Genomic DNA, 16,606 nt, shown 5'->3' with positions numbered 1-16,606 from the left:
AGAGAAGGCTATATTCCTTCTCTTTTTCACTTTCAAACTCAAAACCACCAACTACAAATTGTGGTGATTTATATCAGTCAATGTAAATAGGATAGTCTTTGCGCCAACCTTTTTGGATTTCATACAAACGCAAAATATTGGTCGCAAATAATTGCTTCTCAGACGTTGTATTTTGGAAGTCATTCCAACGTCGACTATAAGGCAAATCTTTGACGTCAGGGTTACGGGCAAGGCCAAGAGTCCAATACCCTTTACTAAAGTGGCAGTTATCCTTGATCAAGGATAACTCTTTTGCAAAGAACTTGGAGGAAGGAATTTTATGATACAGCATAGATTCATTACCCTCGTTCTTACTTGGCGTTTGGAACACTCGTAACATGTGGCGGCATAAGTATGAGAAACCAATCACTGAGGTGCCGTGAGTAATATATGAGCGCTTCATATCTCGGGATTTGTTCGCCCACTCTTGTGGAAAGACGTCGGAGACGGCCTGCCAAAAATTAATTATGATCTGAACGAATTCTTTCCGGGTGTTATCATCGAGATCTTGATATACACGTACGCCGAGCGTGCTTAAAACCTGTCGGCGAACATTGGTAATAAATTCGGTAATGGACGACTCCGCAATTATACCATCTTTATTTCCGTTGGACTTGATCAACCCAAACAGTGGCGAATCGCTTCTACGAAAGCCCAACTCTTCGCACATTGAAAGTGGGAATGCTTTCTCTGCCAACGCAGGTGGTTTGTAGATTTCATCGTATAAGGCTAACGCGTTCAACTGCACTGACGTAAGCGGTTTGCCCAAGTTTAAGATCAAAAACTGCTGGATATAATCAGCCTCATTTTCTGAGATGAAAATTGAGACTGGCAGTGGATAGCTGTTGTGATGACTGTTCTTTACACCACCTGAACGTTGTTGGCCATCGACGATAGCTCCTGGCAGTTCACTAGATGGCTTTTCAGGGTCATAAGGAATATGCAAATAGCCAAACTCAGAGTCTGGCATGATAGGTTCGAACGTTACTGTGTTATTGAAGCCAATGACCAAATTTGCCAAGATGGTCGAATTCTTTGACTCAACGTAATCTGTGATCGACTCAATGTGTTTCGGCAGTTCACTTCGCTGGTACCCGTGAATGTATTCACCATCCCGGGTAATGTGGACAATTTTGGCCACATCGCGCACTTTTTTGCCTTCTACCCATCCTGTGTAAACTGTTACACCATTGACGATCTCTTTGATCGCTTTAATTTTTAAAACTTCAGACATAGTTACTACTTAGCTTCAGAGTTGATCGTTTCGAGCACTTTATTTTTGTGTTTAGTGATGATAGCCAGGTTGTGAATACCTCGGCGGCGGTTTGACTGATTAGAACGAAACATGATGTTCATTAAGCCACCTTGACAGATCCCACAAGTACATCGACGCCACTCTCTCGCATTTAGAAACTCTCGGTATTTAGCTTCGTTTCGTTTTAGTTGCGCTAATTTTGATTGAGTGAGGTTGGACGGCAGGTAGTTCTCATTAGTAACTTTTTCATACGCGATCAAAGCTTTTAATGCGCCACCGAGGTCGAGGCCAGTCTCATCATAGTGTTGGAGTCTTTTCAGGCAATCCACCTCTAACCGTTTTACGCATTCATTAACTGAGAGCGCTGTATTGGACAAGTCAATATCAAATTCGTTGTTGTCTTGAAGTGCCGAGATATATTGGCGTAACTCATCTCTGTGTTTGTCGATATGATCTTGAACATTGTCATGGTCACACTGTCTGACACGAATCATTAGGGACTCGTTAAAGTGCGTCGAATCCGAAGATATAGAGTAGTATTTGCCTGCTTTTAACCCCTGCATCAACGGAGATGTGCTATCTGCGCTGGTAACCCCGGCCTTAATGTAAGCAGGGATGTTTTCAAAACGGCAAATACCTAGTAAATGGAATTGGGTGTCTGGCTCTCGAATACTGCTCAAACTTTCCAGCAGATCGAGTAGTTCATCGGTTTTCGATTTAATCATGCCTCCGATGGTGATTCTGCGGTAACCCATATTCTGCAACTCTTTGACCGAACGGAGAAAAGAATGTTTGTCGTAACCATGAGCCACGCCGTAAGCCTCAAAACGATAACCTTGGGCTTTTTCGTAAAATTCTTTAGCGTTTGTCAACGTGATGTCGATACGACGTTCACTCTCTGCGATTAGTTCATGCAAATCATACTTTTCAGCGGCCGCGTCTTTCGCGGATTCGTCTTTGAAGTAGGGGAAAACAATGTGGTCGAGAGAGATGCCGTAATCGAATCCGCCGCGATCATAGAATTCGATCAGTTCGTCCACCGTAAATGGAGGTTCATGTTCGTTGTGGTAATCGAATGCACCACAGTCTCCCATTAATTTTACGTTTTCGAACTTTTTGGTATCTAAACGAAGGAACTCGCGTGCGCCGTTAAAATAAAAGTCCTCGGTCAACTCTTGCTCGTAGTACTTACCGCGTTTTTGCATTGTCCCTACACCAGCTAGCGATACAAGCATACCATCATAAGGAAGTTCAGCTAGGATTTGATGTGGGTAGTGATCATCATCATACTGCCGATGGTGCTTGGTGCGGCTGTTATCGCGTCCATCAAATTGGGGGTCGACAAAGTCTTTGTTATCTGGGAAAAAAAAGCGGAACTTAGTCACGATAAACCTTTTTCTGATTTGACTTGTTTGTAGAATTCGCCAAAGCGCTCGACAGAGCACGCAAAGCCACTGTCTCTATACTTGCGAAGTATGGATGTTGCGGAGGCAGGCTTCTCACTATCGCAGATTTCATTCCAGATGAACTCTTTAATTAATTCAATGGGTTGAACTGCTCTCTTAGGCTTAAAAGTCGGTTTTAACTTTGCGAAATCTTCATTTAGGGCCGGGATAATAGCACTGAAAGGTATTTTTGTAAGTCTTAATTGCTCAACAAACATATACAATGCAATTGAAGTGACATTTCTATCGCTAATCGCTAAACCACTCTCTTTGGCTTTAGAGTGGTTTAGCACGTTGCGCGACGTATGTACGAAGCGACATTCATAAGCTTTTAGTTTTTTGGGGATATTTGACGAAATGATCACTATACGCTCATTGTCGAACGTACCGCTTTCAAACGTTGAGAGCAAATCATCTTGTACTGCTCGCAAATACTCATTGCTCAGGCAAAAGATAAACTGGTCTCCTGAGTGCGCATTTACATACTCAAAAATAGAAGTACCTGGCAAATCAGATTGACATACCGAAGACCACCACGAGGATTGAGGAGAGGGGACTCGGTCTTTGTTTGCGCTAAAAGTTGCATTGTAACTAGGCAACTCAATGTTACTCGTCACCAATCCAAAACCTGCTGATAATATAGATAGTTTTAAGTGATATTTTTCAGCGAGTTCTTTCGCATATTGAAAAGCTTGGCCATCATATAGGCGTGAAGTTGGTTGGCGCTCAGACGTCTGATTGAACGCGTCCACCCAAGAGTTTAGATACTGATTCAAATCAGCAGCATTATGTTTAGAGAAACACATCTTTTCTGGTGCTGAACTCGTTTTCTGTGCACTGCACGGGACTAATAAATGTATCTCTGGCATATATATCTCCTATCAACAACGCCAGATTCTATCTTCAACCCACGTCTTTCTCCACTCTAACTAGACTAGCTGAATCTACTAAATTCGTATATGCTTTATTTCGGAGGTGAGTGTATGAAGTTTTTTTTCCAGATAGTCAGGACTTTGTTGACTACTACACACCAAGCTTTCTATACGATTAAAGCGGAACGCAAAGGTAAGCAGTTACTTCAACCGAAAGGTAAGGGAAGTAGCAGCATGCTGCGTTGTTTATTGGAAAATCAAGATTAAGCGGACTTCCAATTTGGAAGGGAATTTTTAGGTTAATCGCGGCTTTTCGGGGAAAGCCGCCTTTATCTATACACATTATGAGACCAATCAACGCTTCAGACTACAAAACCTAGTTGTGACAGTAAGCCTTTGAGATGGAATCACATAGTTTGTTTTAAGTAATACTTCATGTAATACTTCATGTAATACTTTGCTATATGGGTTTTTATTAAGTATAACCATATGAATGTCTTATGTTTATGATTCTGAAATCTTGCTCGCCAAATTCTAGGCCCCAGCAGAAATGCTGGGGCTTTTTCGTTTCTGTAATTTCTCACCTCAAATAATCTGACGTTGTATCGCTGATGTTTGGATTAATTTGCATTCTGAATTAGTTAGGTTGATCCATTTTTGTAGATAATGTCACTGCCGAGCTTTTACGCTCTTGCACGTGAACTCCCCATTTCATTCGGACGGCGTTTCTGATTAGTGCTATAACTGATGCCGTACTCTGAAACATGATTTCAGCGCTCTAAGATTCACTATTCAGGAGATGGGAATGCAATTATCAGATTCTGCGTTGTTCCGGCAGCAGTGTTTTATCGACGGCAATTGGGTGGCCAGTGAGAATGGAAAAACGTCGACGGTGACGAATCCGTTCGATGGTGCAGTGCTTGGCACGGTGCCGGAGCTAACGCCCGATCAAGTAAAGCGTGCGATTGCCTCGGCTCAGGAGGCGCAGCGCTCATGGGCGAAAGAAACAGCGGCTACCCGTTCTGGTGTGCTGCGTCGTTGGTTCAATCTGATTGAGCAGCACAAAGACGAATTGGCTTATCTGATGACCTGTGAACAAGGCAAAGCGTTATCCGAAGCCAAAGGCGAGATAGGTTATGCAGCCAGCTTTGTTGAGTGGTATGCCGAAGAGGCTAAACGTGCTTATGGCGAAATGATTCCGACGCATAAAGCGGATGCGCGTATTCTGGTCTCTCGCGAGCCTGTCGGTGTGGTTGCCGCGATTACCCCGTGGAACTTTCCCGCCGCGATGATCACCCGAAAAGCTGCACCTGCATTCGCAGCAGGCTGCGCAGTGATACTCAAACCTGCTCCTGATACACCGTTCACTGCTCTTGCGTTAGCAGAACTCGCTAAACGTGCGGGTTTGCCGGATGGCTTATTGCAAGTGGTGACGGGAGATGCAATTTCGATTGGTGAAGTGCTGACAAAGAGCAAAACCGTTCGCAAACTGTCGTTCACGGGGTCGACTCGAGTCGGCAAAATTCTGATGGAGCAATCGGCCTCCAACGTCAAAAAGCTATCGTTGGAACTCGGTGGCAATGCGCCATTTATTGTGTTTGATGATGCTGATATCAACGCGGCTGTGGATGGCGCGATGATCGCCAAATTCCGCAATGCTGGACAAACCTGTGTATGTGCTAACCGTATTTACGTCCATGACAGCGTGTATGAACAATTTACCGCGAAATTGGTGGATCGAGTGCGTAAGCTGAAAGTGGGCAATGGGTTAGATCCAGACACGCAAATTGGTCCACTGATCAATGATGCAGCGGTTGCGAAAGTACGTAACCACATCAAAGATGCGGTAGAAAAGGGCGCTAAAGTGGCGTTTGGAACCTTGCCTCAAGATGACAGTCGTTTACTCGTTCCGCATGTGCTGACTGAAATGAGCGATGATATGCTGGTGACTCGCGAAGAGACATTCGGTCCGCTTGCGGCTCTGTTCCGTTTTAGCAACGAAGAGGAAGTGGTTGAACGCGCGAACGATACTGACTTTGGTCTTGCCGCCTATTGTTATACACAGTCACTGGCACGAGCCTGGAGAATGAGTGAAGCGTTGGAAAGCGGTATTGTTGGGATTAATGAAGGGCTGATTTCAACCACGCTGGCACCGTTTGGCGGTGTGAAAGAGTCAGGCTTGGGACGCGAAGGTGCCAAGCACGGACTGGAAGAATATCTGGAAGTGAAATACACCTTGATGGGTGGATTGAATTAACCTATTTAAGGCGCTTTCGGCTTTTCCTGTTGTAACACCACCCATTTCAGCGGGCCATTGGTTTCAAAATCATTGGCTCGCTGACATATCATATACACTTGCGCTATCTGAACGACCGAACCTTCTGAATACGCTTTATCTTCGTAATAGCAAACGCGCTTGCCGATGCTGCCATCCATCAACAGTGTATTTTGTTGGGTAGACGTAGACACCGTATTTGCCTGAACAGTGCTTGCTATAACGATAGCTGTAAATACACCAATGGATTTGATCATAAACGGGCTCCTTTTGCGCCTAGATTACTCTTGCTGTTCATTTTTGCCAAATTGACGCCGATAGCGTGGAAGCATGCTCTCATTACCCAACAATCCACCCTGATGGATGTAAATCAATGACTTATGTGGCTGAGTAGGCAGCCATTCCAGCAGGCTGCGCCACATTAGCGGGTCATAGAGTAAATCAAATTCGACACCTGTCTGATTGTGGAGAGCCTGCCAAATTTCGTAGTTCTGCTGATAAAGGCGACCAAAGTGGTGTTTGGATGAAGCATTGATGATCACCGGATGGGATGTTTCTCCCAGCTCGATAAATTGCTCAACAAGATAAGCCTCGCTACCTACGCAAGGGCAGGTCACCACTTCAATATCGTACTCGGATAGAGCTTTATGCAGGAACAACGCTGTGGTGCCGGTACCTGACGGCAATGCCACCCGCCACGCCTGTTTTGGCTGTTGCGCTATCCATGCCAATAATTCATTGGCAAGTTGAGTGACACCTTGTTCGGCGATAGTGCTGCGTCCACCTTCCTCAACAAAAAGACACGAGTCATCCGGCTGGCGAATTTGAGCAATATAGTCGCGCGGATGATGCTCACCCAAAGGCCGGGTCTCGATGATTCGTGCGCCCAGCTCCTGTGCGGCCCGGTAGTTGCCAATCGGCGTAGCTTTCAGCCAAGCGGGGATATGGTCGACATAGAACTCCAGTTGCCAGTTTCGCTGGCGGGCGAGGGCTGCTAAAGAATAGAGCGAGTTAGCTTGCGCGGAACCGTAACTTATCAGCGTGGTTATTGTTGAATACTGTCCCTCAAACAGCGTCATGAATTTACGCGCTTTGTTGCCACTGAACTGAGGATGAAGCAGGTCGTCTCGCTTGAGGTGAAACGAAAGATTGGCAAAGTGGTGATAAGTGATAGGGCTGTGGGCGAGCTTCATGTTTATCCGTCAGCAAAAACAGTGATGTGTAGTGTGCCTTGATCGCCAGATGAAAAAAAGCCCGGAACAAAGACGATCCGGGCTGATACAAACATAGGAGTTAATAAGAAAAAGCAGCGTAAATGTCAGTTGTCAGTGAAAGAAGAAAGTTCGACGGCCTGTAAAACTCTTAAAGCTCTGCCAACTACGATAATTCAGACCGGGCTTCACAAAAAGAGTTCCCAGAAAAGATAAAAAAACTTCACTTTTTTATGAATTAGAGCTGGATCAAAAAGTTGGGTGTAGAAAATGTCGCCTGGTCGGACCATGAGTAAAAAATGTGATGTTAACTACTTGTTAACCATGTGTGTCAAAGGTATATTTTAAACATATGTTTGATACGAGTGATTGAAATGGCACCAAGAAGTAGTACGAAGGATAAGATACTGGACGTCGCAGAAGGATTGTTTGCGGAATACGGGTTTAACGATACATCGCTGAGGACCATTACCAGCAAAGCGAACGTGAACTTGGCGTCGGTCAATTACCACTTTGGTGACAAAAAAACATTGGTGCGTGCAGTATTGAACCGCTATCTAGAAGCGTTCATGCCTGCGGTGCACGATGCCTTGATAAATCTGAATCTGCGTGATGAATACAGCATGGCAGATGTGTTTGAATCGCTGCGCGGCCCGCTGCGTGCACTCAACGATATTCGTCCGAACGGTACCAGCCGTTTTATGTTGCTGATTGGACGTGGCTATACCGATGTACAGGGTCACCTGCGTTGGTTTATCACCACCCGTTACGATGATGTGTTGTCGCTGTTCATTGAATCGGTGATGAAAGCCAATCCGAACCTGACGCGTGAAACCCTGTTCTGGCGACTGCATTTTACGCTGGGTACGTGTGTATTCACGATGGCATCGAGCCAGGCTCTGGCCGAGATTGCCGAAAACGATTTTGGAAATAAGGTGGATGCGAAAACCGTTGTCGACCAGATCATTCCATACTTAGCGGCCGGAGTAGCCGCACAATAACGAAACTATAATTTAAATAACGTGATTTAAGACCAGTGAACAAAAGGATCTGAACAATGTGCTCTCTACGAAGAAAATGGATTAGCGACCCCGCTTTTAAACTGTTTAAACAGGTACTTCCACCGCTTTCGAACACTGAAAAAGAAGCGATGGAAGCGGGGAGCGTTTGGTGGGATGGTGAGCTATTCTCTGGCAAGCCAGATTTCAAGAAATTGCATCACTACCCGAAACCGACTCTGAGTGCGGAGGAGCAATCCTTCATGGACAATGAGTTGGAAACCCTGCTGTCCATGCTTGATGATCATAAGATTGTTAAGCACGATCGCGATTTGCCTAAAGAAGTTTGGGATTACCTGCGTAAAGAGCGTTTCTTTTCTTTGATTATCTCCAAAGAGTACGGTGGCCGTCAGTTTTCTGCTCTGGCGAACTCAACCATCGTAACTCGCATTGCAACGCGCAGCATCAGTACTGCGGTCTCCGTCATGGTGCCAAACTCATTGGGACCGGGTGAGCTGCTTTCACACTACGGCACTCAAGAACAAAAAGATTACTGGCTGCCGCGTCTTGCTGACGGTACGGATATTCCGTGTTTCGCACTGACTGGCCCAGAAGCGGGCTCTGACGCTGGTGGTATTCCGGATCAGGGTATCGTGTGTTACGGCAAGCACGAAGGCAAGGAAGTACTGGGTGTTCGCATCAGTTGGAATAAACGCTACATCACCTTGGCTCCTGTTGCGACGGTGCTGGGTCTGGCGTTTAAGATGAGCGATCCGGATAAACTGCTGGGAGACAAAGTCGATATCGGTATTACCTGTGCGCTGATTCCTGCCGACCACGAAGGTGTTGAAATCGGTGAGCGTCATGATCCGCTTGGTTTGGCTTTCATGAACGGTCCAACGCGCGGTCAGGATGTGTTTATCCCGATGGAATGGCTGATCGGTGGTGTGGATTACGCCGGTAAAGGTTGGCGTATGCTGGTGGAATGTCTGTCTGCGGGTCGTGGTATTTCGCTACCAGCACTAGGTACGGCCATCGGCCATCTGACGGCGCGAACCACAGGTGCTTATGCTTATGTGCGCAAACAGTTCGGTATGTCGATCGGTAAGTTTGAAGGTGTTGCCGAAGCCATGGGCCGCATCGGTGGTTTGACTTATTTGTTGGAAGCGACGCGCACACTGACCACCACGTCGTTGGATCTGAAAGAAAAACCGGGGATTGTGACGGCAATTGCCAAATATCACATGACGGAGATCGCGCGGACTATTCTGAATGATTCGATGGATATTCACTCTGGGCGTGCGATTCAGGAAGGCCCGATGAACTACTTGTCGAGTCATTATCTCGGTGTGCCAGTGGCGATTACCGTCGAAGGCGCCAACATTCTGACCCGTAACCTGATGATCTTTGGTCAGGGAGCCACTCGTTGTCATCCTTATGTTTTGAAAGAGATGGAAGCTGCGGCGAACCCGGATGAGAAACAAGGTGCGAAAGAGTTTGATGAGCTGTTGTTCAAGCACATTGCTCATGCAACCAAAAACACCTTTGGCGCGTTTGGTGCGGCGGTGACAGGTTCGCGCTTTATCAAAGCCGATATGAGTGGCCCAACGAAACAGTACTACAAGCAAATGACCCGCCTGAGCCGCGCTTTAGCGGTGAGTGCAGATTTCGCCATGCTGACACTGGGTGGTGAGCTGAAACGTAAAGAGATGATTTCAGCGCGTCTGGGGGATGGTCTGAGCTATCTGTACATGGCGTCTGCCGTCCTGAAACGCTATGAAGACGAAGGTCGTCAGCAGGCGGATCTGAATTACGTACACTACTCAATGCAATACTGTTTGCACCACGCGGCGAAGTCGTTGAATGAAGCGTACCGTAACTATCCGATTAAGTCTGTTGGCAAACTGCTCAAAGGCCTGTTGTTCCCATTTGGTAACCATTTCGATGCGCCAAGCGACAATCTGACGCTGAACATTGCAGATAGCCTGATGACTCCGGGGGCGCACCGTGATCGTCTGACACAGTTGTGCTACATCGGTAAAGATGAGAATGACAGTGTCGGTCTGATGGAAAAAGCTTTCCTGGCGATGTACAGCATCAAAGGGCTGGAACGTCAGTTGGCAAAAGGTGTGAAGGAAGGCAAGGTGGCTCGCAAAGGTTTGTTGGGCGACCGCCTTGAGCAAGCCAAAGCGGCAGGTGTGCTGACAGCGGATGAAGTTGAAGCGATTCTGGCTGCCGACAAACTGCGCTACAAAGCGATACAGGTTGACCACTTTAGTCACGATTTCTCCGAAGTTTTGACCAATAAGAATAGTAAACCTAAGCTAAATAACGTCGCTTAATTGAATCGTTCGTGTCCATCCAAGAAGGCTTCCTCATCGAAGCCTTCTTTAGTTTGTAAGCCGCATCCGGAAAAACAGGGTAACTTGCTGGAAATTTCAGCGTCGAGTGCTCCAACCACTTGCTAAATGAAGGCATTTTTACAGAAATAGGATGCGAACTGCGGGCGAAACTTTTATCCTAGCGAAGATTTTTGAAGGAAGTTGAATATGATCATCAAACCTAAAATTCGCGGATTTATCTGTACAACAACGCACCCAGTGGGTTGTGAAGCTAACGTAAAAGAACAAATTGCTTACACTAAAGCACAAGGTCCAATCAAGAACGCGCCTAAGCGTGTGCTTGTTGTCGGCTCTTCTAGTGGTTATGGTCTCTCTTCTCGTATCGCGGCGGCATTCGGCGGCGGTGCAGCGACTATCGGAGTATTCTTCGAAAAACCAGGCACAGACAAGAAACCTGGTACAGCGGGTTTCTACAACGCAGCAGCGTTTGACAAACTGGCTCACGAAGCAGGCCTGTACGCAAAAAGCCTGAATGGCGATGCGTTCTCGAACGAAGCTAAACAGAAAGCGATTGAACTGATTAAACAAGATCTGGGTCAGATTGACCTGGTGGTTTACTCACTGGCATCTCCAGTGCGTAAAATGCCAGAAACTGGTGAACTGGTTCGTTCTGCACTGAAGCCGATTGGTGAAACTTACACCTCTACAGCGGTTGATACCAACAAAGATGTGATCATCGAAGCCAGTGTTGAGCCAGCAACTGAACAGGAAATCGAAGATACGATTACTGTCATGGGCGGTCAGGACTGGGAGCTGTGGATGCAAGCGCTGGAAGAAGCGGGCGTTCTGGCAGACGGTTGCAAGACGGTGGCATACAGCTACATCGGTACTGAGCTGACTTGGCCTATCTACTGGGATGGTGCTCTGGGTCGTGCGAAGATGGATCTGGATCGCGCATCTGCGGCTCTGAATGCGAAACTGGCTGCGAAAGGCGGCTCGGCAAACGTAGCGGTACTGAAATCTGTTGTGACTCAGGCGAGCTCAGCGATTCCTGTTATGCCTCTGTACATCGCAATGGTCTTCAAGAAAATGCGTGAAGAAGGCATTCACGAAGGCTGTATGGAGCAGATTTTCCGTCTGTTCAATGATCGTCTGTACAAAGAAGATGGCAGCGCGCCAGAAACTGACGAGAAGAACCGTCTGCGCCTGGATGACTGGGAACTGCGTGATGACATTCAACAGCACTGCCGTAACCTGTGGCCACAAATCACTTCTGAAAACCTGAAAGAACTGACAGATTACGAACTGTATAAAGAAGAGTTCCTGAAACTGTTCGGTTTTGGTATCGAAGGCGTGGACTACGATGCAGACGTTAACCCAGAGGTTAGCTTCGACGTTATCGACATTTAATGCGATAGATACATAAAAAAGGCGCTGAAATCAGCGCCTTTTTTATTGCTTCTCGGGCAACGTGATACAGAGAAACGTTGCCCGAGAAAGGGAAGTACACTAGCTGAGCAGGATCAGTATCGTACCTGCCAGCGTCATCAGAATGTTGGCGATAGCGTAAGTACCGGCATAACCCAATGCCGGAATGGTGGACTTAGCGTATTCGTTCACAATGTCCATTGCTGGCGCACACGTGCGGGCACCGATGATGGCACCAAACAGCAGTGCGCGGTTCATCTTCAGAATGTGCGCACCCACCAGATAAGCAAACACGACGGGCAGAACACTGACGATAAATGCCAGGCCAATAACCTGAGGGCCGACTTCGGACAGATGCTCAAACATTTTGCCGCCGGCACTCAGACCGATACCGACCATAAAGAACATTAAGCCGAGATCTTTAACCATATTCAGGGCACCTTGTGGTACATAACCAAAGGTTGGGTGGTTAGCACGCAAGAAACCGAGCGTGATGCCTGACAACAGAAGTCCTACCGCATTACCCAGGCTGAATGACACCTGACCAAAGGTCATGGTCACCAGACCGAACAGAATACCCAGAATAAAGAAACTACAGAATGCCAGCAGGTCGGCCATTTGGCTGTGAATCGAGATAAAACCGATTTTATCCGCCAGACCTTTCACGCGGCTTTTCTCGCCACTGACCTGCAATACATCACCTTTTGCCAAGACGATGTCGAGGTCCATTGGCATTTCAATCTGCGCGCGGACTACGCGGTTTAAGAAACAGCCGTATTCTGACAGGTTAAGATCCGACAGACGTTTGCCCGCAATGCTGTCACTTTTCACCACGATCTCTTCTTCCGAAATGCGCAGGTCGAGTAGGTTACGGTCAAATACTTCTTTGCCGTTACGAAAGCTTGGGTCGAGACGCGCATGGCTGTCTGGGAAACCCACCAAAGCAATCTCGTCACCTTCCTGCAAAATGGCATCGCCATCGGGATGGGCAAGAATACCGTTGCGACGGATACGTTCGATGTAACAGCCTGTTTGGCGATAAACGCCAAGTTCACGCAGATTTCGACCGTCTACCCAGTTGATAAGCTCCGGACCGACGCGATAAGCGCGAATAATCGGCAGATAGACTTTACGTTGGCTGCTGCCCCCAAGGCCGCGCTCCTGCGCAATCTGTTGAGCGGAATCGGATAAATTCTGTTTTTGAATCTTTGGCAGCAGCTTGGCGAACATGATCATACTAATAAGACCAATCAGGTAAGCCATCGCGTAGCCAACAGAGACATTTTCCAGCACCAACGACAGATCCATATTGCGCGGAATCGAGGAAAGGCCAGAGTTCAGGGCATCCTGCGCACCAACTAATACAGGCGTTGATGTCAGAGCGCCCGCCATCATGCCGGCAGCAAGACCGAAATCGAGATTGAAATAGTGACTTGAGATATACGTCAGAACCGTTGCGGTAACCAGAACCACAAGACTGAGTACGAGGTAGTGTTTACCGTCGCGGAAAAAGATGCCAAAAAAGTTCGGACCCGCTTCAATGCCTACACAGTAAATGAACAGCATGAAGCCTATCGTCAACGCCTCGGCGTTAAACGTAAAACCGAGGTGTCCCATGATCAGGGCCGTGATCAGAACACCAATAGAGTTACCTAACTGCAGGCTGCCAAAGCGGATTTTTCCGAAAGCAAGCCCGATAGCCAGAACAACAAAAATCAGCAGAATAGGGTTTTGGTCTAGCAAAAGTACGACGTCGATATTCACAATTTAGCTCGATTCAAGCGCGCAAGAAGAGAATGGTTAAAGTGTGAGGATTGTATCGTAAATATGCAAAAAGATAAGTGAAATTTTTGCGGTTTGACATTTCTCTGAAGGAAAACCACAAATAAAAAACCCGCTATATATCAGCGGGTTCTAATGCATTCTGCAACTTACTCGTCAAACAGACCCAGATGCTCTTTTGCGTATGCTTCAAAGTCTGTACAACCGCCGATGTGTTGTTGATCGATGAAGATTTGTGGCACGGTTTCAACTGGTTTGCCGACAGTTTTTTCTAGATCAGCTTTAGTGATGCCTTCTGCGTGAATATCAACATAACGGTAGTTGAAGTCGTCACGTTTCGCTTTCAACGTTTCTGCGTGCTCTTTTGCACGTACACAGTAAGGGCAACCAGGGCGGCCAAAAATCACTACGAACATAACTTTCTCCTTTATTTCGATTGTTGCCACTATGCCCGATCCGAATTAGAAAATAAAGTGGCAATTACCTGTTCTTTTGATAGGCAAAAGCTATCGCATAAATTTGCTTCAGTCGCTGTTTAATCACTAATCTGCTTCTGACTGCAAGCCGTACTGAAAGATAACGATTTGCAGCTGGCGTTTGTGATGCTCTGCAAAAACCTGCTTTTTTATTATGGTTATTTACAGCAAGTTGCACTGCATCAAACAATTTTTTTCGTGATACGAGCAATCTAAAACGCATCGCACGCATTCAGCCCGGAGGCCTCATGTTTCAGTTCATGACATCAAGTCGGATTATCTTTGGTGAAGGAGCTCTGCAAAGTTCCTTATCGGTGATTAGCCAATACGGATACAGCGTGCTTTTGGTGTCAGGTAAACGAACTGAACGCGCGAATGTTGTTGTGGATTACCTGCAGCAACAGAATATGCGTTACCAACATTTGGCAGTCAGTGGTGAGCCCAACATCACGATGGTGGAAGAGGCGGCTGTAGGAGGGCGTCGGTTCAGCCCTGATGTAGTGGTGGCGATCGGTGGAGGCAGTGTGCTCGACATGGGCAAAGCACTGGCTGCAATCATTCCCAATCAGGGAAATGTTTATGACTATGTGGAAGTGGTCGGCCGCAATGTTCCGCTTAAATCCAAGCCTTTACCCTTTATTGCTATACCAACCACAGCCAGTACGGGGTCAGAAGTCACGCGCAATGCGGTTCTGCGTTCGGGGCAGGATAGGGTGAAAGTCAGCTTGCGAAGTCCGGAAATGTTGGCCGATGTTGCGATAGTTGATCCGACATTAACGTACGGTACGGATTTGGCGACATCTGGCCGCGGCGCGATGGATGCGTTCACCCATTTAATGGAAGCTTACGTGTGCGGTGAACCCAATCCGTTGACTGACATGATTTGCGAGGAAGGGGTACGTCGCCTCTCCCGCTCAATTCTGGCGGCTTGTGTACGGGATGATAGCAAGGCACGTGCAGATTTGTCGTTTGCCGCAATGCTCGGTGGCATGGCTATTACCAACGCTAAACTCGGTGCGGCGCATGGGCTGGCTTCGGCTCTGGGGGGGAAACTCGATGCACCGCACAGCGTGATAACCGCGCGTTTAGCCCCTTATGTGATGCGCGAGAATATTCATGCTGCGCAGCTTGCAGGACGCGAGGATGTGCTGGCTCGCTACCGCAGGTTGTCACATCTGCTCACTGGGCGTAAAAATGCTAATGTCGAAGATGGTGCTTTATGGGCGCAGATGATGTTGGATAAATTGAAGCTACCAACGCTCAGTGAGTATGGCGTTTGCAGTACTTCATTCGAGCAGGTAGCGCGAGATGCGATGAAATCGAATGCGATCAAAGGCAACCCGATTCCACTAACCTCGGAAAGGCTGATTTATATTCTCAATCAGGTTTGTGCATGCCGGGGCGAATGTGTTGACGCGGATATAGAGGCGCACCGACATGGCGCGGTGTTGTTGATCCACGACTCAGCGGAAGAAGAAAGCAGCAAATTGAGCGGATAGAAAAACGGAGCCATCAGGCTCCGTTTTTTAGTGATTAAAAGTGTGAAAGCTTGTCGTAACGGGAGTCTTTCAATACTTCTTTCACGCGCTTGAGATTTTCGCGGAAGCCTGAACCACGGCGCAGGGTGAAACCCGTTGCCAGCACGTCGATCACCGTCATCTGCACGACACGGCTCGCCATTGGCATATAGACATCGGTGTCTTCCGGCACGTCCAGACAAATAGACAGTGAGGCTGCTTTGTCCAGTGGCGAATCTTTCGCGGTAATTGCAATCACTGTTGCACCGTTTTCACGCGCCAGATTAGCAATCTCGACCTGACTCTTAGTTCGACCAGTGTGCGAGATCAAGACGATCACGTCGTTGTCTGTACAGTTAATGCAGCTCATTCTTTGCATCACAATATCTTCAAAACAGGTAATTGGGATGTTGAAACGAATAAACTTATTCTGAGCATCACGTGCGACGGCAGACGATGCGCCCAGTCCAAAGAACGAAATACGTTTGGCCTGGGTCAGCAGGTCAACCGCGCGATTGATCTGCATCGGATCAAGGCTGTTTTTTGCCACATCCAGACAGGCCATCGTTGATTCGAAAATCTTGTGGGTATAAGCATCCGGGCCATCGTCTTCTTCGACGTTGCGGTTCACATAAGGCGTACCGTTCGCCAGGCTTTGGGCCAGGTGCAGTTTAAAGTCGGGGAAGCCTTTGGTATCAAGGCGGCGGCAGAAGCGGTTAACAGTCGGCTCACTGACATCAGCCATCTTTGCAAGAGTCGCGATGCTTGAGTGAATAGCAGTTTGCGGCGAAGCCATGATCACTTCGGCAACTTTGCGTTCCGACTTGCTAAAATTTTCCAGATTCTTTTGAATTTTTTCTAATGTATTCATAGTGTTCACGCGGGCGTAGAGAACAACTCGTTGGTAAAGCGATGTGACCATTTAGGGGAGGGAAATAAATCATTTCCAAAAGGTACATTCACCAA

At 47.3% G+C, this 16,606-nt stretch carries 13 protein-coding genes; 5 read left to right on the top strand and 8 right to left on the bottom strand.

Annotation, left to right across the window (positions count from 1 at the left end; translation table 11 throughout):
- Positions 1-73: 73 nt before the first annotated feature.
- The 3 genes from LGV68_RS05460 to LGV68_RS05450 are packed head-to-tail and all read right to left on the bottom strand — an operon-like array spanning position 74 to position 3,608.
- Complete coding sequence (locus tag LGV68_RS05460; protein ID WP_252536368.1) at positions 74-1,273, bottom strand: DGQHR domain-containing protein; 1,200 nt, start codon at positions 1,271-1,273, stop codon at positions 74-76.
- 5 nt (positions 1,274-1,278) lie between these two features.
- The gene (gene dpdA / locus LGV68_RS05455; RefSeq protein ID WP_252536367.1) at positions 1,279-2,679 is read right to left on the bottom strand and encodes a tRNA-guanine transglycosylase DpdA; all 1,401 of its coding nucleotides are present in this window, start codon (positions 2,677-2,679) and stop codon (positions 1,279-1,281) included.
- The gene (locus LGV68_RS05450) at positions 2,676-3,608 is read right to left on the bottom strand and encodes a DUF6884 domain-containing protein (RefSeq protein WP_252536366.1); all 933 of its coding nucleotides are present in this window, start codon (positions 3,606-3,608) and stop codon (positions 2,676-2,678) included. Before LGV68_RS05450 ends, dpdA begins: the two co-directional genes overlap by 4 nt.
- Before the next feature lie 808 nt (positions 3,609-4,416).
- On the opposite strand from LGV68_RS05450, the gene LGV68_RS05445 reads away from it, so the two are divergent.
- Positions 4,417-5,868: an NAD-dependent succinate-semialdehyde dehydrogenase gene (locus tag LGV68_RS05445; protein ID WP_252536365.1), complete on the top strand. Its 1,452-nt coding sequence runs from the start codon at positions 4,417-4,419 to the stop codon at positions 5,866-5,868.
- 5 nt (positions 5,869-5,873) lie between these two features.
- On the opposite strand, the gene LGV68_RS05440 is transcribed toward LGV68_RS05445, so the two are convergent.
- The gene (locus tag LGV68_RS05440) at positions 5,874-6,143 is read right to left on the bottom strand and encodes a DUF1496 domain-containing protein (protein WP_252536364.1); all 270 of its coding nucleotides are present in this window, start codon (positions 6,141-6,143) and stop codon (positions 5,874-5,876) included.
- A gap of 24 nt (positions 6,144-6,167) precedes the next feature.
- Positions 6,168-7,079, bottom strand: coding sequence for a 1-aminocyclopropane-1-carboxylate deaminase/D-cysteine desulfhydrase (locus LGV68_RS05435; RefSeq protein ID WP_252536363.1), 912 nt, complete (start codon positions 7,077-7,079; stop codon positions 6,168-6,170).
- A 392-nt stretch (positions 7,080-7,471) separates the two neighbouring features.
- On the opposite strand from LGV68_RS05435, the gene LGV68_RS05430 reads away from it, so the two are divergent.
- From LGV68_RS05430 to fabV, 3 genes are all read left to right on the top strand, one after another.
- Entirely contained in the window at positions 7,472-8,098 is a 627-nt protein-coding gene (locus LGV68_RS05430) for a TetR/AcrR family transcriptional regulator (protein WP_024374313.1), read from the top strand.
- Positions 8,099-8,154: 56 nt separating this feature from the next.
- The gene (locus tag LGV68_RS05425) at positions 8,155-10,437 is read left to right on the top strand and encodes an acyl-CoA dehydrogenase (RefSeq protein ID WP_047458749.1); all 2,283 of its coding nucleotides are present in this window, start codon (positions 8,155-8,157) and stop codon (positions 10,435-10,437) included.
- Positions 10,438-10,644: 207 nt separating this feature from the next.
- The gene (gene fabV, locus LGV68_RS05420; RefSeq protein WP_020430109.1) at positions 10,645-11,847 is read left to right on the top strand and encodes an enoyl-ACP reductase FabV; all 1,203 of its coding nucleotides are present in this window, start codon (positions 10,645-10,647) and stop codon (positions 11,845-11,847) included.
- A 99-nt stretch (positions 11,848-11,946) separates the two neighbouring features.
- Here the strand turns inward: fabV and LGV68_RS05415 are convergent, their stop codons facing one another.
- Positions 11,947-13,629, bottom strand: a complete 1,683-nt coding sequence (locus LGV68_RS05415) for an aspartate:alanine antiporter (protein WP_020327721.1) — start codon at positions 13,627-13,629, stop codon at positions 11,947-11,949.
- Between the two features lie 167 nt (positions 13,630-13,796).
- Positions 13,797-14,063 (bottom strand): GrxA family glutaredoxin, encoded by a 267-nt coding sequence (locus tag LGV68_RS05410; RefSeq protein WP_020327720.1) that lies wholly within the window; start codon positions 14,061-14,063, stop codon positions 13,797-13,799.
- Positions 14,064-14,371: 308 nt separating this feature from the next.
- On the opposite strand from LGV68_RS05410, the gene LGV68_RS05405 reads away from it, so the two are divergent.
- Positions 14,372-15,622 carry an iron-containing alcohol dehydrogenase gene (locus tag LGV68_RS05405; protein WP_047458751.1) on the top strand — a complete coding sequence of 417 codons (1,251 nt, stop codon included), beginning with the start codon at positions 14,372-14,374 and terminating at the stop codon, positions 15,620-15,622.
- A 34-nt stretch (positions 15,623-15,656) separates the two neighbouring features.
- Here LGV68_RS05405 and LGV68_RS05400 read toward each other — a convergent pair whose 3' ends face one another.
- Positions 15,657-16,511 carry a MurR/RpiR family transcriptional regulator gene (locus LGV68_RS05400; RefSeq protein WP_020327718.1) on the bottom strand — a complete coding sequence of 285 codons (855 nt, stop codon included), beginning with the start codon at positions 16,509-16,511 and terminating at the stop codon, positions 15,657-15,659.
- Positions 16,512-16,606 lie beyond the last annotated feature (95 nt).

This window comes from Vibrio sp. LQ2, assembly GCF_023920125.1.
GTDB classification, from domain to species: Bacteria; Pseudomonadota; Gammaproteobacteria; order Enterobacterales; family Vibrionaceae; genus Vibrio; species Vibrio fluvialis.
Note: the sequence above shows the minus strand (reverse complement) of the source record. Positions and strands in the feature narration are given on the sequence as shown.

Coding starts and splice junctions, on each gene's coding strand:
- LGV68_RS05445 (WP_252536365.1), top strand. CDS start 4,417: ATGCAATTATCAGATTCTGCGTTGTTCCGGCAGCAGTGTTTTATCGAC.
- LGV68_RS05430 (WP_024374313.1), top strand. CDS start 7,472: ATGGCACCAAGAAGTAGTACGAAGGATAAGATACTGGACGTCGCAGAA.
- LGV68_RS05440 (WP_252536364.1), bottom strand. CDS start 6,143: ATGATCAAATCCATTGGTGTATTTACAGCTATCGTTATAGCAAGCACT.
- LGV68_RS05405 (WP_047458751.1), top strand. CDS start 14,372: ATGTTTCAGTTCATGACATCAAGTCGGATTATCTTTGGTGAAGGAGCT.
- LGV68_RS05425 (WP_047458749.1), top strand. CDS start 8,155: ATGTGCTCTCTACGAAGAAAATGGATTAGCGACCCCGCTTTTAAACTG.
- LGV68_RS05460 (WP_252536368.1), bottom strand. CDS start 1,273: ATGTCTGAAGTTTTAAAAATTAAAGCGATCAAAGAGATCGTCAATGGT.
- LGV68_RS05410 (WP_020327720.1), bottom strand. CDS start 14,063: ATGTTCGTAGTGATTTTTGGCCGCCCTGGTTGCCCTTACTGTGTACGT.
- LGV68_RS05400 (WP_020327718.1), bottom strand. CDS start 16,511: ATGAATACATTAGAAAAAATTCAAAAGAATCTGGAAAATTTTAGCAAG.
- LGV68_RS05435 (WP_252536363.1), bottom strand. CDS start 7,079: ATGAAGCTCGCCCACAGCCCTATCACTTATCACCACTTTGCCAATCTT.
- fabV (WP_020430109.1), top strand. CDS start 10,645: ATGATCATCAAACCTAAAATTCGCGGATTTATCTGTACAACAACGCAC.
- LGV68_RS05450 (WP_252536366.1), bottom strand. CDS start 3,608: ATGCCAGAGATACATTTATTAGTCCCGTGCAGTGCACAGAAAACGAGT.